The sequence below is a fragment of the Croceicoccus sp. YJ47 genome, assembly GCF_016745095.1.
Classification (GTDB): Bacteria; Pseudomonadota; Alphaproteobacteria; order Sphingomonadales; family Sphingomonadaceae; genus Croceicoccus.
Genome location: NZ_CP067087.1, coordinates 2875068 through 2891836, shown reverse-complemented (window position 1 = coordinate 2891836; position 16769 = coordinate 2875068). Strand labels below are relative to the sequence as shown.

Annotated in this window: 14 protein-coding genes; 6 read left to right on the top strand and 8 right to left on the bottom strand. The window is 64.5% G+C overall.

The window, feature by feature from the left end; all coding sequences use genetic code 11:
- Window positions 1-64: 64 nt before the first annotated feature.
- The 5 genes from recA to dapA form a co-directional block, all read right to left on the bottom strand.
- Entirely contained in the window at window positions 65-1096 is a 1032-nt protein-coding gene (recA, locus tag JD971_RS13970; protein WP_305852229.1) for a recombinase RecA, read from the bottom strand.
- Between the two features lie 136 nt (window positions 1097-1232).
- A complete protein-coding gene (locus JD971_RS13965) occupies window positions 1233-3707 on the bottom strand; it encodes a PAS domain-containing sensor histidine kinase (RefSeq protein WP_236672110.1) in 2475 nt (824 codons plus the stop codon).
- Window positions 3704-4288 (bottom strand): DUF2062 domain-containing protein, encoded by a 585-nt coding sequence (locus JD971_RS13960; RefSeq protein WP_236672109.1) that lies wholly within the window; start codon window positions 4286-4288, stop codon window positions 3704-3706. Before JD971_RS13960 ends, JD971_RS13965 begins: the two co-directional genes overlap by 4 nt.
- A 141-nt stretch (window positions 4289-4429) precedes the next feature.
- Window positions 4430-4912: an SsrA-binding protein SmpB gene (smpB, locus tag JD971_RS13955; protein ID WP_202084320.1), complete on the bottom strand. Its 483-nt coding sequence runs from the start codon at window positions 4910-4912 to the stop codon at window positions 4430-4432.
- Between the two features lie 60 nt (window positions 4913-4972).
- Window positions 4973-5854, bottom strand: coding sequence for a 4-hydroxy-tetrahydrodipicolinate synthase (gene dapA, locus JD971_RS13950; RefSeq protein WP_202087711.1), 882 nt, complete (start codon window positions 5852-5854; stop codon window positions 4973-4975).
- A gap of 204 nt (window positions 5855-6058) precedes the next feature.
- On the opposite strand from dapA, the gene JD971_RS13945 reads away from it, so the two are divergent.
- Genes JD971_RS13945 through JD971_RS13935 form a run of 3 tightly spaced genes read left to right on the top strand, consistent with a single transcriptional unit; the run spans window position 6059 to window position 9286 of the window.
- Window positions 6059-8038, top strand: a complete 1980-nt coding sequence (locus JD971_RS13945; protein WP_202084318.1) for a lytic transglycosylase domain-containing protein — start codon at window positions 6059-6061, stop codon at window positions 8036-8038.
- Window positions 8039-8075: 37 nt separating this feature from the next.
- On the top strand, window positions 8076-8555 hold the full coding sequence (greB, locus tag JD971_RS13940; RefSeq protein WP_202084316.1) for a transcription elongation factor GreB: 480 nt from the start codon (window positions 8076-8078) through the stop codon (window positions 8553-8555).
- Window positions 8552-9286: a 2OG-Fe(II) oxygenase family protein gene (locus JD971_RS13935; protein ID WP_236672108.1), complete on the top strand. Its 735-nt coding sequence runs from the start codon at window positions 8552-8554 to the stop codon at window positions 9284-9286. The genes greB and JD971_RS13935 overlap by 4 nt, the downstream gene beginning before the upstream one ends.
- 99 nt (window positions 9287-9385) lie before the next feature.
- Here JD971_RS13935 and JD971_RS13930 read toward each other — a convergent pair whose 3' ends face one another.
- On the bottom strand, window positions 9386-10045 hold the full coding sequence (locus JD971_RS13930; RefSeq protein WP_202084315.1) for an outer membrane protein: 660 nt from the start codon (window positions 10043-10045) through the stop codon (window positions 9386-9388).
- Window positions 10046-10305: 260 nt separating this feature from the next.
- Between JD971_RS13930 and rlmN the strand changes: the two genes are divergently transcribed.
- Both rlmN and JD971_RS13920 read left to right on the top strand, forming a co-directional pair.
- A complete protein-coding gene (gene rlmN, locus JD971_RS13925; protein ID WP_202084313.1) occupies window positions 10306-11544 on the top strand; it encodes a 23S rRNA (adenine(2503)-C(2))-methyltransferase RlmN in 1239 nt (412 codons plus the stop codon).
- Window positions 11545-11622: 78 nt separating this feature from the next.
- Window positions 11623-12219 carry an FMN-dependent NADH-azoreductase gene (locus JD971_RS13920; RefSeq protein WP_202084311.1) on the top strand — a complete coding sequence of 199 codons (597 nt, stop codon included), beginning with the start codon at window positions 11623-11625 and terminating at the stop codon, window positions 12217-12219.
- Window positions 12220-12294: 75 nt separating this feature from the next.
- On the opposite strand, the gene secA is transcribed toward JD971_RS13920, so the two are convergent.
- Window positions 12295-15063: a preprotein translocase subunit SecA gene (secA, locus tag JD971_RS13915; protein WP_202084309.1), complete on the bottom strand. Its 2769-nt coding sequence runs from the start codon at window positions 15061-15063 to the stop codon at window positions 12295-12297.
- Window positions 15064-15173: 110 nt separating this feature from the next.
- On the bottom strand, window positions 15174-15443 hold the full coding sequence (locus tag JD971_RS13910) for a hypothetical protein (RefSeq protein WP_202084307.1): 270 nt from the start codon (window positions 15441-15443) through the stop codon (window positions 15174-15176).
- 102 nt (window positions 15444-15545) lie between these two features.
- Here JD971_RS13910 and argJ point away from each other — a divergent pair, with 102 nt between their 5' ends.
- Window positions 15546-16766, top strand: a complete 1221-nt coding sequence (gene argJ, locus JD971_RS13905; RefSeq protein ID WP_202084305.1) for a bifunctional glutamate N-acetyltransferase/amino-acid acetyltransferase ArgJ — start codon at window positions 15546-15548, stop codon at window positions 16764-16766.
- Window positions 16767-16769: the final 3 nt, after the last annotated feature.

The window sequence follows — 16769 nt, the reverse complement described above, 5'->3', positions numbered from 1 at the left end:
CGATGCCGGGCAAGCCGGGAAATGCGCGCGGGCGGAAGGGCACGCTCTTCCGCCCGCATCGCGATCAATCCTCTTCGGCGTCGTCGTTGCCGGGGTTGACCATCATTTCCTCGGCGACCTTGTCGGTCTTGCCGCGGATGGCAGCCTCCAGCTTTTCGCGGAGCTCGTCGTTTTCCTTGAGGAAATTCTTCGCGTTTTCGCGGCCCTGACCGATCCGCACGCTGTCATAGCTGAACCAGGCGCCGGATTTCTCGACCAGCCCGGCCTTCACGCCGAGATCGAGAATCTCGCCGATCTTGGAAATGCCCTCGCCATACATGATGTCGAATTCCACTTGCTTGAACGGCGGGGCGACCTTGTTCTTCACCACCTTCACGCGGGTCGAATTGCCGACGATCTCGTCGCGGTCCTTGATCTGTCCGGTGCGGCGAATGTCGAGCCGGACCGACGCATAGAATTTCAGCGCATTGCCGCCCGTCGTCGTTTCCGGATTGCCGTACATTACGCCGATCTTCATGCGCAGCTGGTTGATGAAGATCACCATGCATTTCGAACGGTTGATCGACCCGGTCAGCTTGCGCAGCGACTGGCTCATCAAACGCGCCTGAAGGCCGACGTGGCTGTCGCCCATCTCGCCCTCGATCTCCGCACGCGGGACCAGCGCCGCGACCGAATCGACCACCAGCACGTCGATCGCATTGGAGCGCACCAGCGTGTCGACGATTTCGAGCGCCTGCTCGCCCGTGTCGGGCTGCGACACGATGAGTTCGTCGACATCGACGCCGAGCTTCTTGGCATAGACGGGATCGAGCGCGTGTTCGGCATCGACGAAGGCGGCGGTTCCGCCGTTCTTCTGCGCCTCCGCAATGACGTGCAGCGCCAGCGTGGTCTTGCCCGAGCTTTCGGGGCCATACACCTCGATTACGCGGCCCTTGGGCAGGCCGCCGATGCCGAGCGCAATGTCGAGCCCGAGCGAACCGGTCGAGATCGCCTCGACATTCATGGCCTCCCGGCTGCCTAGCTTCATGGCCGAGCCCTTGCCGAAGGCCCTGTCGATCTGCGCGAGTGCGGCGTCGAGCGCCTTTTGCCGGTCCACGATAGAATTCCTTCACGAAAAAATTGGGATTCGCTGCCGTTCAGGGCAACGTATCAATGCCTAGGCGGCCAACACGAAACGTCAACCGCAAGCCGTATGTATTCATTTTGTTCCGCCGGGACAAGATGGCGGATGATCATTCGACGCGCGGATTGTCCGCACCCGCCGCGCCCCCTTCGCGCGCCTTGGCGAGGACGCGGGCGACCTGCTCGCCGATCTGCGCGACGGAAAATGGCTTGGCGAGGAAATACATGCCGGCAATGTCGATTTCGCGGCGGAGCTGCTCCTCCGCATAGCCGGACATGAAGATGACGGGGATGTGCGGATATTGCTTGCGGATTTCGCGGACCATCGCGGGCCCGTCCATCGTCGGCATCACGACATCGCTCACCACGAGATCGAACCGGCCATCGCGCCCGATGATCTCCAGCCCTTCCTCCCCATCGGCGGCACAGGTCACCTCGTAGCCCTGCCTCTTGAGCGCGCGCTCCGCGACGGCGCGCACCGTGTGCTCGTCCTCGACCAGGAGGATCGCACCATTGCCGCCGAAGCTGACCGCGCTTTCCGGTTCCGGCACGCGCTGGGCCTTCTGCTCGGCAACGATTTCGCCCGGCTGCACCGTGTGCACAGGGAGATAGACGGAGAATTGCGCGCCGCCGCCGGGCGGGCTGTCGGCAAAGATGAAGCCGCCCGACTGCTTCACGATGCCATACACCGTGGACAGGCCGAGCCCCGTGCCCTTGCCCGTTTCCTTCGTCGTGTAGAACGGCTCGAAAATCTTGCCGAGCTTGTCGACCGGAATGCCGCCGCCCGTATCCGTGACGCAGAGCGCGGTATAATGCCCCTTCGGCAGGATATCGTTGTTCAGCTCGCGCACCTCGGCCGGGCCGATGCGGTGGGTGGAGATTTTGAGCGTACCGCCATCGCTCTTGGCGAGCATCGCGTCGCGGGCATTGACGGCGAGGTTGACGATAACCTGCTCCAGCTGCCCCGGATCGGCGCGCACCGGACCCAGCGCACGGTCATGCGTCACCACGAGCCGGATCTTTTCACCGATGAGCCGCTTCAGAAGGACCGAAACCTCCGATATCACATCGGGAAGCTGCAAGGTTTGCGGGCGCAGGGTCTGCTGCCGCGAAAAGGCCAGCAATTGCCGGGTCAGCGAGGCGGCGCGATTGGAATTGGCCTTGATCTGCTGAATATCGTCGTAATCGATGTCGCCCGGCGTATGGCGCAGCAGCATGAGGTCGCAATATCCGATGATCGCGGTGAGCACATTGTTGAAATCATGCGCGACACCGCCGGCAAGCTGCCCGACCGCCTGCATTTTCGTGGCCTGCGCGACCTGGCGTTTGAGGCGGGTTTCCTCGGTCGAATCCTTGAGGCTAAGCATGACCGCCGCCTCGCCCAGCCCGCGCACGCTCGCCAGGCTGATCGACACGGTTTCGTCGGGCATCGTTTCGAGCCGGACCGGCACCTTGGCCGAACCGGGCGCGCCCGCCGCATGGCGCCGCACCGCATCGGCGAGCGCGCTCTTGTCCTCGTGCACGACCAGTTCGGCGGGGAAGGACGGCGTCTCGACCTTTTCATCGAGCGCGACGGCACGCCGGAACGCGCGATTGACGAAGAGGAACCGCCCGTCCCTGTCCGCCATGGCGAGCCCCAGCGGCAGCAGCGACATCAGCGCCTCAATATCCGGCAGGCTCGACACCGCGGATGCGCGCGGCCCACTGTTGAGGATCAGGAACAATGTCGGCGGGAGTTCCGGAATGTCGCCCGGCGCGATGTCGGGGTCCGCGATCGGCAGGTGGACCAGCGTGAGCGGATCGCCGTCCTCGCCCTCCCGCGCGTAGAAATAGCGTTCGTATTCGTCGCCCGTCAGGAAATCGACGAAGTCCTGCCCCGTGGTCGATCCATCCGCGCGCCCCGTCGCACGCGCGGCGAACGCATCGTTCGCACCGAGGATGGTCCCGTCGGGATTGACCGCCGCCGCCTGTATTCCCGCCGCGCCGAGTGCCCGGCCCACGCGTCCGCGCAAATGGCGGACGACCTCGGCAACCTGGTTCTCGCTCGCCACCGGGGTGAAGGTCCAGATGAGGTAATCCTCGCCCCGCCCCGCCCGTGCGAGCTTGAGATTCCAGCGCCCGTTTCGCCGTACCAGCCGGTCGAGCGATGCCTCCCCGCTGCGCCACGCATCCTTGACCGCCTGCGGGAGCCGTTCCGCATCGCCGCGTTCGAACGGGCCGCCCGGCGTCGCATCGTCGAAACCGAACCATTCGCCATAACGCGCATTGGCGCACACGATGCGGCCGCGCCGATTGGTGATCGCCATGGCAACATCGGGCCATTCGATCGCCGCCGCCGTCACGGACCAGTCCTCGACGTCCGGGCTATCCGCCTCCGCAATGGAAAAGCGCGTGGAAAGCCGCGGCATCACCGCCCAGACGATGCCGAACATCACCGCCAGCCCGCCAAGATAAACGCCCGTGAGCAGCCATTGCCCGCTGACGAGTTGGAGGAGGATCCCGCTCAGCAGCGCCGCTGCGGCGAGCCAGATCCCGTCCCGCCCGCGAATCGGCAATCGGGCCCGTGCAGGCTCCGCCGGGGTCAATCGCCCGACCCGGCCTGACGTTCGCGGGCGAGAATGCGGGCCTCCTGCCGGATGGAAAGCGCATGGCGGCGGCGGCGTCCCACCTGCCAGCGCCACAGCCAGCCTGACACGAAATAGCCGATGATCGCGGACCCCACCGCAAGCACGACGAAGCCGAACGCGGTGACGCCGGCGGTTTCGAAAAACTGCCCCATCCGGCTCCACCAGCCATTGTCGATATGATCGGAAAGGGGCGCCCCGGCGTAATAATCCGCCCGCAAGAGCGCGCCTCCGACCCGGTTCGCGAACACGACCCAGAACGGCACGGTGAACGGGTTCGTCACGAAGGTCACTGCCGCCGCGAGCGGCACGTTCGCACGCGTGGGAAGCGCCAGGAACGCGGCTAGGAAAATCTGACCGAGCGGCACGATGAACGCGGCAAAAAGGCCGAGCGCCACGCCGCGCGGGACCGAGCGGCGGGTAAAGCGCCACAATTCGGGGCTTAGAAAACGATGCGCGATCGGGGCGAGAAAGCGGTTGTCCGCCATCCCCTCGCGCGTAGGCATGCGGCCCCGCGTCCAGTCGATCAGTCGCTTTTTCATCCGCCGCTCTTCATCGTCGGTCCCGCAAGTACGCCGTGGCCCCGCTGCGCGCAATACGCATTGCGGGGACTATAACGGATGGTTTCGGCAAAACATAAGGCTTGCGGCCTGCATCGCGAATGAACCGCAATGCCGAACGGATCAGCTATGTTCGCGCAGGATGCGCTGCTGCTGCCGTTTCCAGTCGCGATCCTTCACCGTCGCGCGCTTGTCCGCGACATTCTTGCCGCGGGCGAGCGCGAGTTCGACCTTCGCCCGGCCCTGCCCGTTGAAATAGATGGAAAGCGGCACGAGCGTCATGCCCTTGCGTTCCACCGCGCCGTGAAGCTTTGAAATCTGCCGTTCGTGGAGCAGCAGCTTGCGCGGGCGTTTCGGTTCGTGATTGAACCGGTTGCCATGGCTGAATTCCGGCACGTTGGCATTGACGAGCCAGACCTCGCCCTTGCGCAATTCGGCATAGCTTTCCGCGATCGAGCCTTCGCCGCCGCGCAGGCTCTTCACCTCCGTGCCGGTGAGCGCGATGCCCGCCTCGAACACCTCGTCGATATGGTAATCGAACCGGGCGCGCCGGTTTTCGGCGACGGTCTTCTGCTTGTCGAAGCTTGTGGGTTTGGGACGTGCCATAGGCGCTGCGATGTAGGGTGCGATCGCGTCCAAGAAAAGGGCGATCGGCCAATTACCCGGTTACAGGAGCCCCGCATGGTCGAGCGCGGCATCGACCGCGCGCCGCGCCGGTTCGCTGCACAGGGTGAGCGGGAGCCGCAATTCGTCGCTGATCCAGTCGTGCACGCGCGACAGGGCATATTTGACCGGCGCGGGGGAGCTGTCCTCGAACATGGCGTAGTGCAGCGGGTAGAGCCGGTCGTTGATCCGGCGCGCCTCGGCAAAATCGTTCTCGACACAGGCCTGCTGAAACTCGGCGCACAGTTTGGGCGCCACATTGGCCGTCACCGAAATGCACCCCACTGCGCCCGCCGCATTGGCGGGAAGCGCAAGCTCGTCATCGCCCGAAAGCTGACAGAACGCGCGCCCGATGCCCATGCGATGATCGACCACGCGCGAGAGGTCGCCGCTCGCATCCTTGATACCGATGATCTTGTCGGGGAACAGGTTGACCAGCTCGCACACGGTCTCCGGCTCGATATCCGTCACGGTGCGGCCCGGCACGTTATACAGCACGATCGGCAGCGCGGAATTGTTCGCAAGATGCGAGAAATGCGCGATCAGCCCGGCCTGGCTCGGCTTATTATAATAAGGCGCGACGACGAGTGCGGCATCCGCGCCGAACTTCTCTGAATATTCCATGTGCATGAGCGCGCTCGCCGTGTCGTTCGAGCCGCACCCCGCGATCACCGGCACGCGGCCCGCGGTCTGTTCGACGCAAACCTCGATCACGCGGTGATGTTCGTCATTGGTCAGCGTCGAATTCTCGCCCGTGGTGCCGCACGGGACCAGCGCCTTCGACCCGTTCTCGATCTGCCAGTCGATCAGGCGGCGAAACGCCTCTTCATCGAAAGCCCCGTCGCGAAAGGGGGTCACCAAGGCAGGAATGGACCCTGAAAACATCGACATGGCTCCGTATCACAAAACAGGTTGCGCGCCGGGGACGACCGGCACGGGACACAGGCCGGAACGCGATGCGCCCCCGACCGTTCAGCGCGTGATAAGGAGGGTCGCCCCATAATGTCCAGCATGACCACGAACCAATCCCAAATTCGCCAATCCCGAAAGCGCCATCCGAAGGGCCGCGACCGTTTGATGCGTGCCGGCATGGCGACCGCGCTGGCGATGGGGCTTGTGAGTTCCGCGCCCTTACTGGCCCAGGATGCGGGCAGCTTTGCCGATATTCGCTGGTCGCCTGCCGACTGGGACCGGGCGCGGATGCAGAACATGGCGGTGGCCCCCGGCCCGATGGCGCGTGCAGTGATGCAGTGGAACACGCTGATCGCGCGGCGCGATGCGGGGTTCGACGCCTATGCCGGGTTCCTCAACCAGTATCCCGGTTTCCCGCAGCAGGACACGCTACGCCTCCGGGCAGAAGCGGCGTTGAGCGACGAATATGTCGATCCGACGCGGCAGGTCGCCTATTTCGACCGGCATCCGCCCATCGGCAATTCGGCGCGGGCGCAATATGCCCTGGCGCTCAGGGCGCTGGGCCGGCCCGAGGCGACCGGAATGGCGCGCGCGGCGTGGCGCGGCGGCGAGATGAGCCCCACGGCGGAGGCCAGCCTTGCGGCGCTCTATGGCCCGCTGTTCACGGCTGAGGACCACGAATCGCGCATGGACTCGCTCCTGTGGCAGGGCGCCAGGGACGCGGCGGAGCGCCAGATCGGTTTCGTCACCGGCGAACGGCGACAGATCGACATGGCCCGCCTCGCCGCGATGCAGGGCACCGCCCCCGCCTCGCTCGGGCTTCAGGTGCCGGCCTCGGCGAACAGCGATCCCGGCTATATCTACAATCGCGCGCGGCAATTGCGCAGATCGAACCAGTTCGCCGCGGCGCAGAGCCTGCTGGCCAACGCGCCGCCGTTGGCGGGTCTTCCCGACGATGCGGAACACTGGATCGAGGAATTGCGCCGCAACGCGGAATTCGCGCTGCAATCGGGCGATGTCGGCACCGCCGCACGCATCGCCGACCGCGCGGGCGAGGCGTTCGCCCCCGGCACGGATGTGAGCAAGCTTTCGGGCAGCATCCGCGACGATTACGAAAAGCTGTTCTACCCCATTGGCGAGGCCGCACTGGCGCGGGGCGACACCGGCACGGCGGCGCGCATGTTCGCCACCTATGGCGCGTCGCAGCGCACCGCCCCTGCCCGCACGAAAGGGTTCTATTTCGCCGGGCTGGCCGCCGAACGCGCCGGGATGGCCGATTTCTCGCGCCGGCAATACGAGGCCGCGGCCGGATACCCCGATCAGTTCTATGGGCAGCTTGCGCTCGAACGGCTGGGCCGGGAGCTGAATGCGCCTGCCGCCACGCTCCCCACCCCGACGGGCCAGGCGCGCGTGCAATTCGCCGCCCGTCCGCTGGTGCAGGCGGTGCGCGAGGTGGGCCGGATCGGCGACTGGCGCACGGCGGTCTATTTTTTCCGCGAACTCGCCGAAAGCGCGGAAACGCCGGAGGATTTCGCGCTCATCGCCGAACTCGCCCGCGAAACCGGGCGCCGCGACCTCGCCGTGATCGCCGGGCGCGAAGCCGCGACGAAGCAGGTCTACGGCTTTTCGCAATATGCCTTTCCGCGCATCGACGTGCCGGCGGGCCACGAACGCCATTGGTCCATCATCCACGCCATCGCGCGGCAGGAAAGCCAGTTCGCGACCGACGCGGTCAGCCATGCCGGCGCGCGCGGCCTGATGCAGCTCATGCCCGGCACCGCGCGGGAACAGGCGGGCAAGCAGAACCTGTCCTATCAATCGAGCGCGCTGATCGACGATCCGCAATATAACATTCGGCTGGGCGCGGGATATTTCGGGCGCATGCTCGACAGCTACGGGAGCTACCCGCTTGCCGTGGCGGCCTATAATGCCGGGCCGGGCAATGTGAACAAATGGCTGCGCACCAATGGCGATCCGCGCAATGGCGGCATCGGCTGGGTCGAATGGATCGAGGCGATCCCGTTTACCGAAACGCGCCGCTATGTCGCGCGCGTGCTCGAAAACGCGGCCTATTACGATGCGCTCTACCCCGATGCGGGCAATCGCAGCGGGCCCTATCCGCTCAGCCATTATCTGGGGAAACAGCCCGGACGGTGATGACAATAATCGCCCCTGCCCGATATGGGTGGGGGCGATGAAAACACCGGGCAATCCCATATCGCCGCAGGGCATGGCCGCCCTGCGCGCACGTTACGACCATCTCTTGGGCGAGGAACGCCCGCGCATCGTCGACATCGTGAGCTGGGCCGCGGGCAATGGCGACCGCAGCGAGAACGGCGATTACATCTATGGCCGCAAGCGCTTGCGCGAAATCGACCGGGAGCTTGGCCACCTGTCGCGCCGGATGAAGGCGGCGCGCGTCATCGACCCCGGCGCTCCGACCGATCCGGACCGCGTATTTTTCGGCGCACGCGTCACCATCGCGGACGAGGACGATGTGCAGCGCATCGTGCAGCTTGTCGGCGATGACGAGGCGGATGCCGGCGATGGCCGGATCGGCTGGGGCTCACCGCTCGCGCGGGCATTGCGCGGGGCGTCGGTCGGCGATGTGCAGATCGTACGCCTCCCCGCCGGGGACAAGGAGTGGGAAATTGTCGCCATCGACTATGCATGAGCGGGGTAGGCCGTGACGCTTTTTCCCTTTCGGTGACCGAGGAACGCGCCGCCATGTTGGCGCGGTCGTTCGCGCGCGATGGCCGTTTGCGGATCGGCGATATTCTGGCGCCCGACGATGCGAACGCACTGTATCGGTACCTGTCGGACGATGGCGAATGGTGGCGGACGCTGAACATGGGGGAGAAGAGCTGGGATCTCGGCCCGGAATCTCTGGCCGCCCTGACCGCGGAGAAGGAACGCGCACTGACCGCCGCGATCCATGCGCAGGCGACGGGCGGGTTTCAATATGTCTACGACCGTATCCGCGTGTCCGACGACCCGGACGAACGACGGGCGCGCGACTGGCCGGTCGACCGCTTTGTCGAGGCGATGAACAGGCCGGAAACCCTCGCTCTCCTGCGCCTCGTGACGGGCAGCGATGCCATATCGCATGTCGATGGGCAGGCCACGCGCTACCTCCCGGGTCAATTCCTCACCGCGCACGACGATGCCGTCGCGGGCAAGAACCGGGTCGCGGCCTATGTGCTCAACCTCACGCCGAAGTGGCGCAGCGAATGGGGCGGGATCCTGCAATTTCACGGGGCCGACGGCGATATCGAATGCGGCTTTTCGCCGGGCTACAACGTCCTCAACCTGTTTCGCGTCCCGCAAATGCACAGCGTATCCTTCGTCGCGCCGTTCGCCGCGGAGCCGCGGCTCGCGATCACCGGCTGGCTCCGGCACGACTAGGGCGCGCTTGAAAAGGCGAAGCGGGCCGGAACCATGCATCTGGTCCCCGCCCGCCGCCTGTGTCACCCCGCCCGTAAGGACGGTGTCATGCTCTTCGGATCAGAAGCGGATACCGGCCGATGCCACGATCTGGTGACGGTCGGTGTCAATGTCGTAACGGCCCGAATCCACGCCGTCGAAATCGATCTCCGCCTCGCCATAGTTCGAGTAGCGATACTCGATCTTGGTGAAGGTATTCTGGTTCAGCGCATATTCGAGACCGGCACCCAGGCGATAGCCGTCGGTGTCGATGTTCTCGCGGACCTCGCTCTCACCATCACGGCTCAACACGTTGTAGCGCGCATTGGTGTAGCCGCCCTTCACATAGGCGAGGAGATCGGGCCGAACCTTCGCGCCGACACGCGCGCCGATATAAAGGTCGCGCCCCGTGTCGACCCGGCCAAGGCCGAAGCCTTCGAAATCGGTGCCGTCGCTGAATTCGGTCTTTGCCGTGGAATCGGTGTATTCCCCTTCCACACCGACGACCGCGCCGCCCAGGTCGACGTCATAGCCGACGCCCACGCCGTAAAGCAGGCCGTCGATGGACTGATCGTCCTGATCGTTGATGTCATTGTCCGCGTCGCTGCCGGCCTTCGAGATGTCGTAGCCGACGATGGCCTCGACCCGTGGCCCGGTGAAGGTCGCGTCCTGTGCCATGGCCGGTGCGGCAAGACCCAGGAATGCGGTGCCGGTTGCAAGTGCGATAGCTGTCTTTTTCATGTTTACTCCAGTGTATCCCTCATGGGTTGGACCGGAGAAATGAGCGAGCGACGGTTCGGTTTCATTAACCTCAAACAACATGAAGATGAACGCAGCACAACAAACGTAATGCCGATTACACGGCACGGTTCGCCGTAAATTCGCTCGGCTCAACGCGTTTTTCCGCGACAATCTGCGACATAAAAGGCCGGCTCCCGGTCACCATCGGCAGCGCTGCGATGGGCTTTGCGCAATGGCGACGAAATGCCTATATCGCGCGCATGGATATACGCATGGATATACCGGGCCACATCGATCCCGTCCCCGTCCCCCGCCCCGTCACCCCGCGCGAGGATGGGCGCACCGACATTCTCGGCCTGCCCAAGGCGCAGATCGCGGAGCTCTTTCGCGAGGCCGGGCTCGACGCGAAACAGGCGAAACTGCGCGCGAAGCAGGTATGGCACTGGATCTATCACCGCGGCGTTTCCGCGTTCGAGGACATGACCGACATCGCGAAAACGATGCGTCCGTGGCTCACCGAACGTTTCGTCATCGCCCGGCCCGAAGTGGTCGAGGCGCATCATTCATCGGACGGCACGCGCAAATGGCTGCTGCGCACGGCGGACAGCCATGATTTCGAGATGGTGTTCATCCCCGATGCGGATCGCGGGACGCTCTGCGTGTCGAGCCAGGTCGGCTGCACGCTGAATTGCCGGTTCTGTCATACCGGCACGATGCGGCTGGTGCGCAACCTCACCCCCGGCGAAATCGTGGGTCAGGTCATGCTGGCGCGCGACGCGCTCGGCGAATGGCCGAAGGGACGCATGGATGTCGGCGAGGTCGAGGACGAAAGCGAATATCGCGCCGATGGCCGCCTGCTCACCAATATCGTGATGATGGGCATGGGCGAGCCGCTCTATAATTTCGACAATGTCCGCGACGCATTGAAAATCGTGATGGATGCCGAGGGGCTGGCCCTGTCGCGGCGGCGGATCACCCTTTCGACCAGCGGCGTCGTGCCGATGATGGACCGCTGCGGCCGCGAGATCGGCGTCAATCTCGCCGTGTCGCTGCATGCCGTGAACAAGGAAACGCGCGACGAGATCGTGCCCCTCAACCGCAAATACGGGATCGATGAGCTGCTTCAGGCCTGCGCCGATTATCATGGCGCGTCGAATGCCCGGCGCATCACTTTCGAATATGTCATGCTGAAGGACAAGAACGACAGCGACGAGGACGCCCGCGAGCTTGTCCGCCTCATCCGGAAATACGATCTGCCGGCGAAGGTGAACCTCATCCCGTTCAATCCGTGGGACGGGTCCGCCTACGAATGTTCGGACCCGGCGCGGATCCGTGCGTTTTCCAATATCGTGTTCGAGGCGGGCATCAGCGCGCCGGTGCGCACACCGCGCGGCCGGGACATCGACGCAGCCTGCGGACAGCTCAAGACTGCGGCGGAGCGCAAGAGCCGCGCCGAACTCGACCGTCTGGCGGAGGAAAAGCAGGCCGCTCTGGGCTGAAGCGGCACGGGGGTTGAACTTTCATGGTGCACCGCACCATATGGTAAGGATTCGAACCATTATCGGAGTAATTCCCCAATGCAGATCCTTCGCATCGACAGCAGCACCAATGGCGCAAGCTCGGTCAGCCGCGAGCTGACGCAGGCCATGCTCGACCATTTCAAAGAGAAGCACCCCGACGCCAATATCATCGAGCGTGATCTCGGCACGATGCCGCTCGCCCATCTCAACCCGGTGACGACGGGCGCCATCCGCCTCCCGCAGGATCAGCATACGGACGACATGGCGGCAGCCTTCGGACCCGAACGCGAAGTGCTGGACGAATTTCTTGCCAGCGACATCGTCATCGTGGGTGCGCCGCTTTATAATTTCACCATTCCGAGCGCGCTCAAAAGCTGGATCGACAGGCTCGGTGTGGCGGGTGTGACGTTCAAATATGACGAGAACGGACCGGTCGGCCTGGCCGGTGGTCGCCGCGTCATCGTCGCTTCGGCCCAGGGCGGGCAGTACGGCGACGAAGGCGCGACCGAGCATCAGGAAAGCCTGCTCAAGACGTTCTTCGGCTTCATCGGTATCGACGATCTCGAAATCGTTCGCGTCGACAAGGTCGGTTTCGGCGAAGACGTGCGCGAGGCCGGGATCAAGGCCGCCAAGGAACAGATCGCAAAGCTCTGATCCGCGCAAACCTGCCGCAAAAGAAAAGCCCCGCCGGTCGGCGGGGCTTTTTCGTGTCCGGGGCGAACGCGGCGGTCAGACCGCCGCGCCGTGGCAATGCTTGTACTTGTTGCCCGAACCGCACGGGCACGGGGCATTGCGGCTGATGTCCTGCCCGGCCCAGGGGTTTTCGGTCTCCGCCCCGCCCGGTCCGGCCTGCGCAAAGCTCGACCCGGCGAGCGCGCCGAACAAGGCTTCTTGCCCGCGCGACCCATCGCCATCGTTGGAATTGTCCCGCCCGGTCAGCGGATCGACATGGCCGGTCATCATGCCGGGATTGGTCAGGAATTCCGGCAGGTCCGGCAACACCGGCGGCGGCGCCTGCTCCGTCATGCGCAACTGGCTCTTCATCAGGAGGCCGGTGACATCCTCGCGAATGATTTCCAGCATGCGTTCGAACAGGGCGAAGGCCTCCTGCTTGTACTCGTTCAGCGGCGTCTTCTGCGCATAGGCACGCAGGAACACCACCTGCCGGAGCGCGTCCAGCGTGGCCAGATGCTCCTTCCAGTGATGGTCGAGCCGGTCGAGCAGCACGGACTTTTCAACCTGGCGCCACATGTCAATTTCCACATCGGCCATCTTCGCGTCGATCTTCGCATCGGCAATCGCGGCGAGCCGCTGCTCGATATCCTCCGGATCGATGCCGTCCTCTTCCATCCACGCCTCGATCGGCGCGTCCTCGCCGGTAATCTCGGCAAAGCGGGTCTTCAGCCCCTCCACGTCCCATTGTTCGGGATAGGATCCGGGCGGGCACGCATCCGCCGTGATGGCATTGATGGTGTCCTGCCGCATTTCGACGACGACATCGTCGACGGTCGCGGAATCCATGATGTCGGCACGTTGTTCATAGATCACGGTGCGCTGATCGTTCATCACATTGTCGTATTCGACGACCTGCTTGCGAATGTCGTAATTGCGCGCCTCGACCTTTTTCTGGGCCGTTTCGATCGCTTTCGACAGCCATTTCGACCCGATCGCCTCGCCATCCTCCAAATTCGAGTTCATCATTTTCGAGAACATCGTATCCGGCCCGAAAATACGGAGCAGATCGTCTTCGAGGCAGAGGTAGAACCGCGACAGGCCGGGGTCGCCCTGACGGCCCGAACGGCCGCGCAGCTGATTGTCGATGCGGCGGCTTTCGTGCCGCTCGGTGCCGAGTACGAAAAGACCCCCTGCGTCGAGCACCTGCTGACGTTCGGCGGCGACCTCTTCCTTGATCCGGGCGATGGCGGCATCGCGGTCCGGGCCCTCCGGCACATCGGACAGCTCGTCTTCGGTGCGGAATTCCACATTGCCGCCGAGCTGAATATCCGTGCCGCGGCCCGCCATGTTGGTGGCGATGGTCACGGCGCCCAGGCGCCCGGCCTGCGCGACGATATGAGCCTCGCGCTCGTGCATGCGGGCGTTCAGGACCTCGTGCTTCACGCCTTCCTCGGTCAGAAAGCGCGACAGGAGTTCGGATTTCTCGATCGAGACCGTGCCGACGAGGACGGGCTGCCCGGTCTCGTACTTTTCGGCGATGGCGCGGGCGATGGCGCGGAACTTGTCCTGCGTGTTCTTGAAGAACTGGTCCTCCTCGTCCACCCGGCGGATCGGCAGGTTGGTCGGGATGGTGACCACGTTCATCTTGTAAATGTCGAAAAATTCCGCCGCCTCGGTCGCGGCGGTGCCGGTCATGCCCGACAGTTTGGGGTACATGCGGAAATAGTTCTGGAACGTGATCGAGGCCATGGTCTGGTTTTCCGGCTCGATCTTGACGCCTTCCTTCGCCTCCACCGCCTGGTGCAGGCCGTTGGACCAGCGGCGGCCGTCCATCATGCGTCCCGTGAACTCGTCGATGATGACGACCTTGTCATCCTTCACGATGTAATCGGTGTCACGCTTGAACATCACATTGGCCTTGAGCGCCTGATCGAGGTGATGAACAACCTGCGTATTTTCGAAATCATACAGGTTCTCGGTTTCGAGAAGCCCCGCCGCCTTCAGCAATTGTTCGGCATGTTCGATGCCGTCCTCGGTCATGGTGATGGAGCGGCTCTTCTCGTCCTTCTCGTAATCGTCCTCGGTCATCTGCGTGACGACTGCGTGAACCTTGACGTAAAGCTCGGACTTGTCGTCGGTCGGGCCGGAGATGATGAGCGGGGTCCGCGCCTCGTCGATGAGGATGGAATCGACCTCGTCGACGATGGCATAGTTGAACGGGCGGTGGACCTGCTGCTCGCGCGTGTGCTTCATGTTGTCGCGCAGATAATCGAAGCCGAGCTCGTTGTTCGTCGCATAGGTGATGTCGCAGCGATAGGCATCGCGGCGCTGCATCTCGTTCATCTTGGGGACGATGGTGCCGACCGTCAGGCCGAGGAAATTGTAAAGCTGCCCCATCCATTCGGCGTCGCGCGCGGCGAGATAGTCGTTGACGGTGACGACATGGACGCCCTTGCCCTCCAGCGCGTTGAGATAGACGGCGAGCGTCGCGACCAGCGTCTTGCCCTCACCCGTGCGCATTTCGGCGATCTCGCCGCGGTGAAGGACGATGCCGCCCACCATCTGCACGTCGAAATGGCGCATGCCGAACACGCGCTTGCCGCCCTCGCGTACGGTGGCGAACGCCTCGGGCAGCAGGTCGTCGAGCGTTTCGCCCGCGTTCAGCCGCTCGCGGAACGCCGCGGTCTGGCCGGTGATCTGCTCGTCCGACATGGCCTCGAATTCGGGTTCGAGGGCGTTGATGCGGTCGACGATCTTGTCGAGCGATTTGACGTAACGGTCGTTGGAAGACCCGAAAAGCGATTTGGCCAGGGCGCCGAACATGGGCGTTTCCTTTTGCGATGATGGGAAGAAGATGCACGGCGCCATGGCTCGTGCGCAAAGTCGGGGACCGGGGAACCGGGCGGCAACACGGCCAGCCCGGAGGCCGGATGCTATTCGTGGGCGCGGTCGGCGGACAGGATGACCGTCCGCGCGAAAACAGCCGGAGCCGATTGCAGGCGCAAAGGCCCCGGATGGGCGATATCCGCCGCGCGCGGCCTCGCCAAGGCGGTGATCGCCGCCGCCGCATCGTCGATGGCGGCGCCATCGTCATGCGCGCCACTGGCCGCGATTTCGTCCTGCGTGCGCGCGAATGCCATGCGCGCCTGCGCCGGTGTCACCACCGCCGCCAGGCCCAGCATCAACATAAAAAGAGCGATCACGCGTTTCATTGCGCCGCAAAGATAAGTCACCCCGCCGCATCCGTAAAGGCGGCGCGCGGTATTTATTGCGAGGTGCCGGCAAAGCCATTACCCGGTGCCGCCATGGACACATCGCCCCTCGCCCGCCCGTTTCCCGCCATGCCGCCCATCGCGGGCGCGGTGCCGCGCATCGCCCGCGCGCGGTACAAGGAATGGGACCGGTGCGACCTGACCTTCGTCGAACTGGCCGAGGGAACGACGGTCGCGGGCGTGTTCACGAAGAACATATGCTGCTCCACCGAGGTCGAGATGGGGCGGGAGCAGGTCCGGCTTGGCCGGGCGCGCGCACTGATCGTAAACGCGGGCAATTCCAATGCCTTCACCGGCTATCGCGGACGCGAGGCGGTGGAGCAGATCATGGCGCAGGTGGCAGGCCATCTCGGCTGTGAGCCGAGCGACGTGTTCGTGTCCTCCACTGGCGTGATCGGCGTGCCGCTTCCCCTCGACAAGGCGCGCGACGGGGTGGAAAACGTGCTGCGCGCGCAGCCGTGCGACTGGCGCGCGGCGGCGGACACCATCGGCACGACCGACACCTTTGCCAAGGGCGCGCATGCCAGCGCCATGATCGACGACACCCGGATCGAGATCGCCGCCATCATCAAGGGCAGCGGCATGATCGCACCCGACATGGCGACGATGCTGGGCTACCTCTTTACCGATGCGCGGGTCGCCCCCGCCTTCCTGCAACACTGCCTCTCCGCCGCGAACGAGGCGACGTTCAGCTGCATCACCGTGGACAGCGACACCTCGACCAGCGACACCGTGCTCGCCTTTGCCACCGGGCAGGCCGGCAATGCCGAGCTGCTCGATTTCGACAGCCCCGGCGCCGATGCCTTTGCCGCCGCGATCCACGATGTGTGCCGGCAGATGGCGCATCTCGTCGTGCGCGATGGCGAAGGGGCGAGCAAGTTCATCGAAGTCGCGGTGGTAAGCGCAAAGGATGACGACAGCGCGCGGACCATCGGCCTTGCCATCGCGAATTCGCCGCTGGTGAAAACCGCGGTTGCCGGCGAAGACGCGAATTGGGGCCGCGTCGTCATGGCCGTGGGCAAGGCGGGCGAGCCGGCGGACCGTGACAAGCTTTCCATCGGTTTCGGCGGGGTATGGGCCGCGCGCGATGGCCTGCCGCTCCCCGATTATGACGAGGAACCGGTGGCACGCCATCTTCGCGGGCAGGATATTCGCATCGACGTCGACATCGGCATCGGCGAAGGGCGAGCCACGGTGTGGACCTGCGACCTGACGCATGGCTATATCTCGATCAACGCGGATTACCGCACGTGACCG

Bases quoted from the DNA above. Each gene is read 5' to 3' on its own strand.
- JD971_RS13960 (WP_236672109.1), bottom strand. From the start codon at position 4,288: ATGAAAAAGCGACTGATCGACTGGACGCGGGGCCGCATGCCTACGCGC.
- smpB (WP_202084320.1), bottom strand. From the start codon at position 4,912: ATGGCACGTCCCAAACCCACAAGCTTCGACAAGCAGAAGACCGTCGCC.
- dapA (WP_202087711.1), bottom strand. From the start codon at position 5,854: ATGTTTTCAGGGTCCATTCCTGCCTTGGTGACCCCCTTTCGCGACGGG.
- JD971_RS13945 (WP_202084318.1), top strand. From the start codon at position 6,059: ATGGCGACCGCGCTGGCGATGGGGCTTGTGAGTTCCGCGCCCTTACTG.
- greB (WP_202084316.1), top strand. From the start codon at position 8,076: ATGAAAACACCGGGCAATCCCATATCGCCGCAGGGCATGGCCGCCCTG.
- JD971_RS13935 (WP_236672108.1), top strand. From the start codon at position 8,552: ATGAGCGGGGTAGGCCGTGACGCTTTTTCCCTTTCGGTGACCGAGGAA.
- JD971_RS13930 (WP_202084315.1), bottom strand. From the start codon at position 10,045: ATGAAAAAGACAGCTATCGCACTTGCAACCGGCACCGCATTCCTGGGT.
- rlmN (WP_202084313.1), top strand. From the start codon at position 10,306: ATGGATATACGCATGGATATACCGGGCCACATCGATCCCGTCCCCGTC.
- JD971_RS13920 (WP_202084311.1), top strand. From the start codon at position 11,623: ATGCAGATCCTTCGCATCGACAGCAGCACCAATGGCGCAAGCTCGGTC.
- secA (WP_202084309.1), bottom strand. From the start codon at position 15,063: ATGTTCGGCGCCCTGGCCAAATCGCTTTTCGGGTCTTCCAACGACCGT.
- argJ (WP_202084305.1), top strand. From the start codon at position 15,546: ATGGACACATCGCCCCTCGCCCGCCCGTTTCCCGCCATGCCGCCCATC.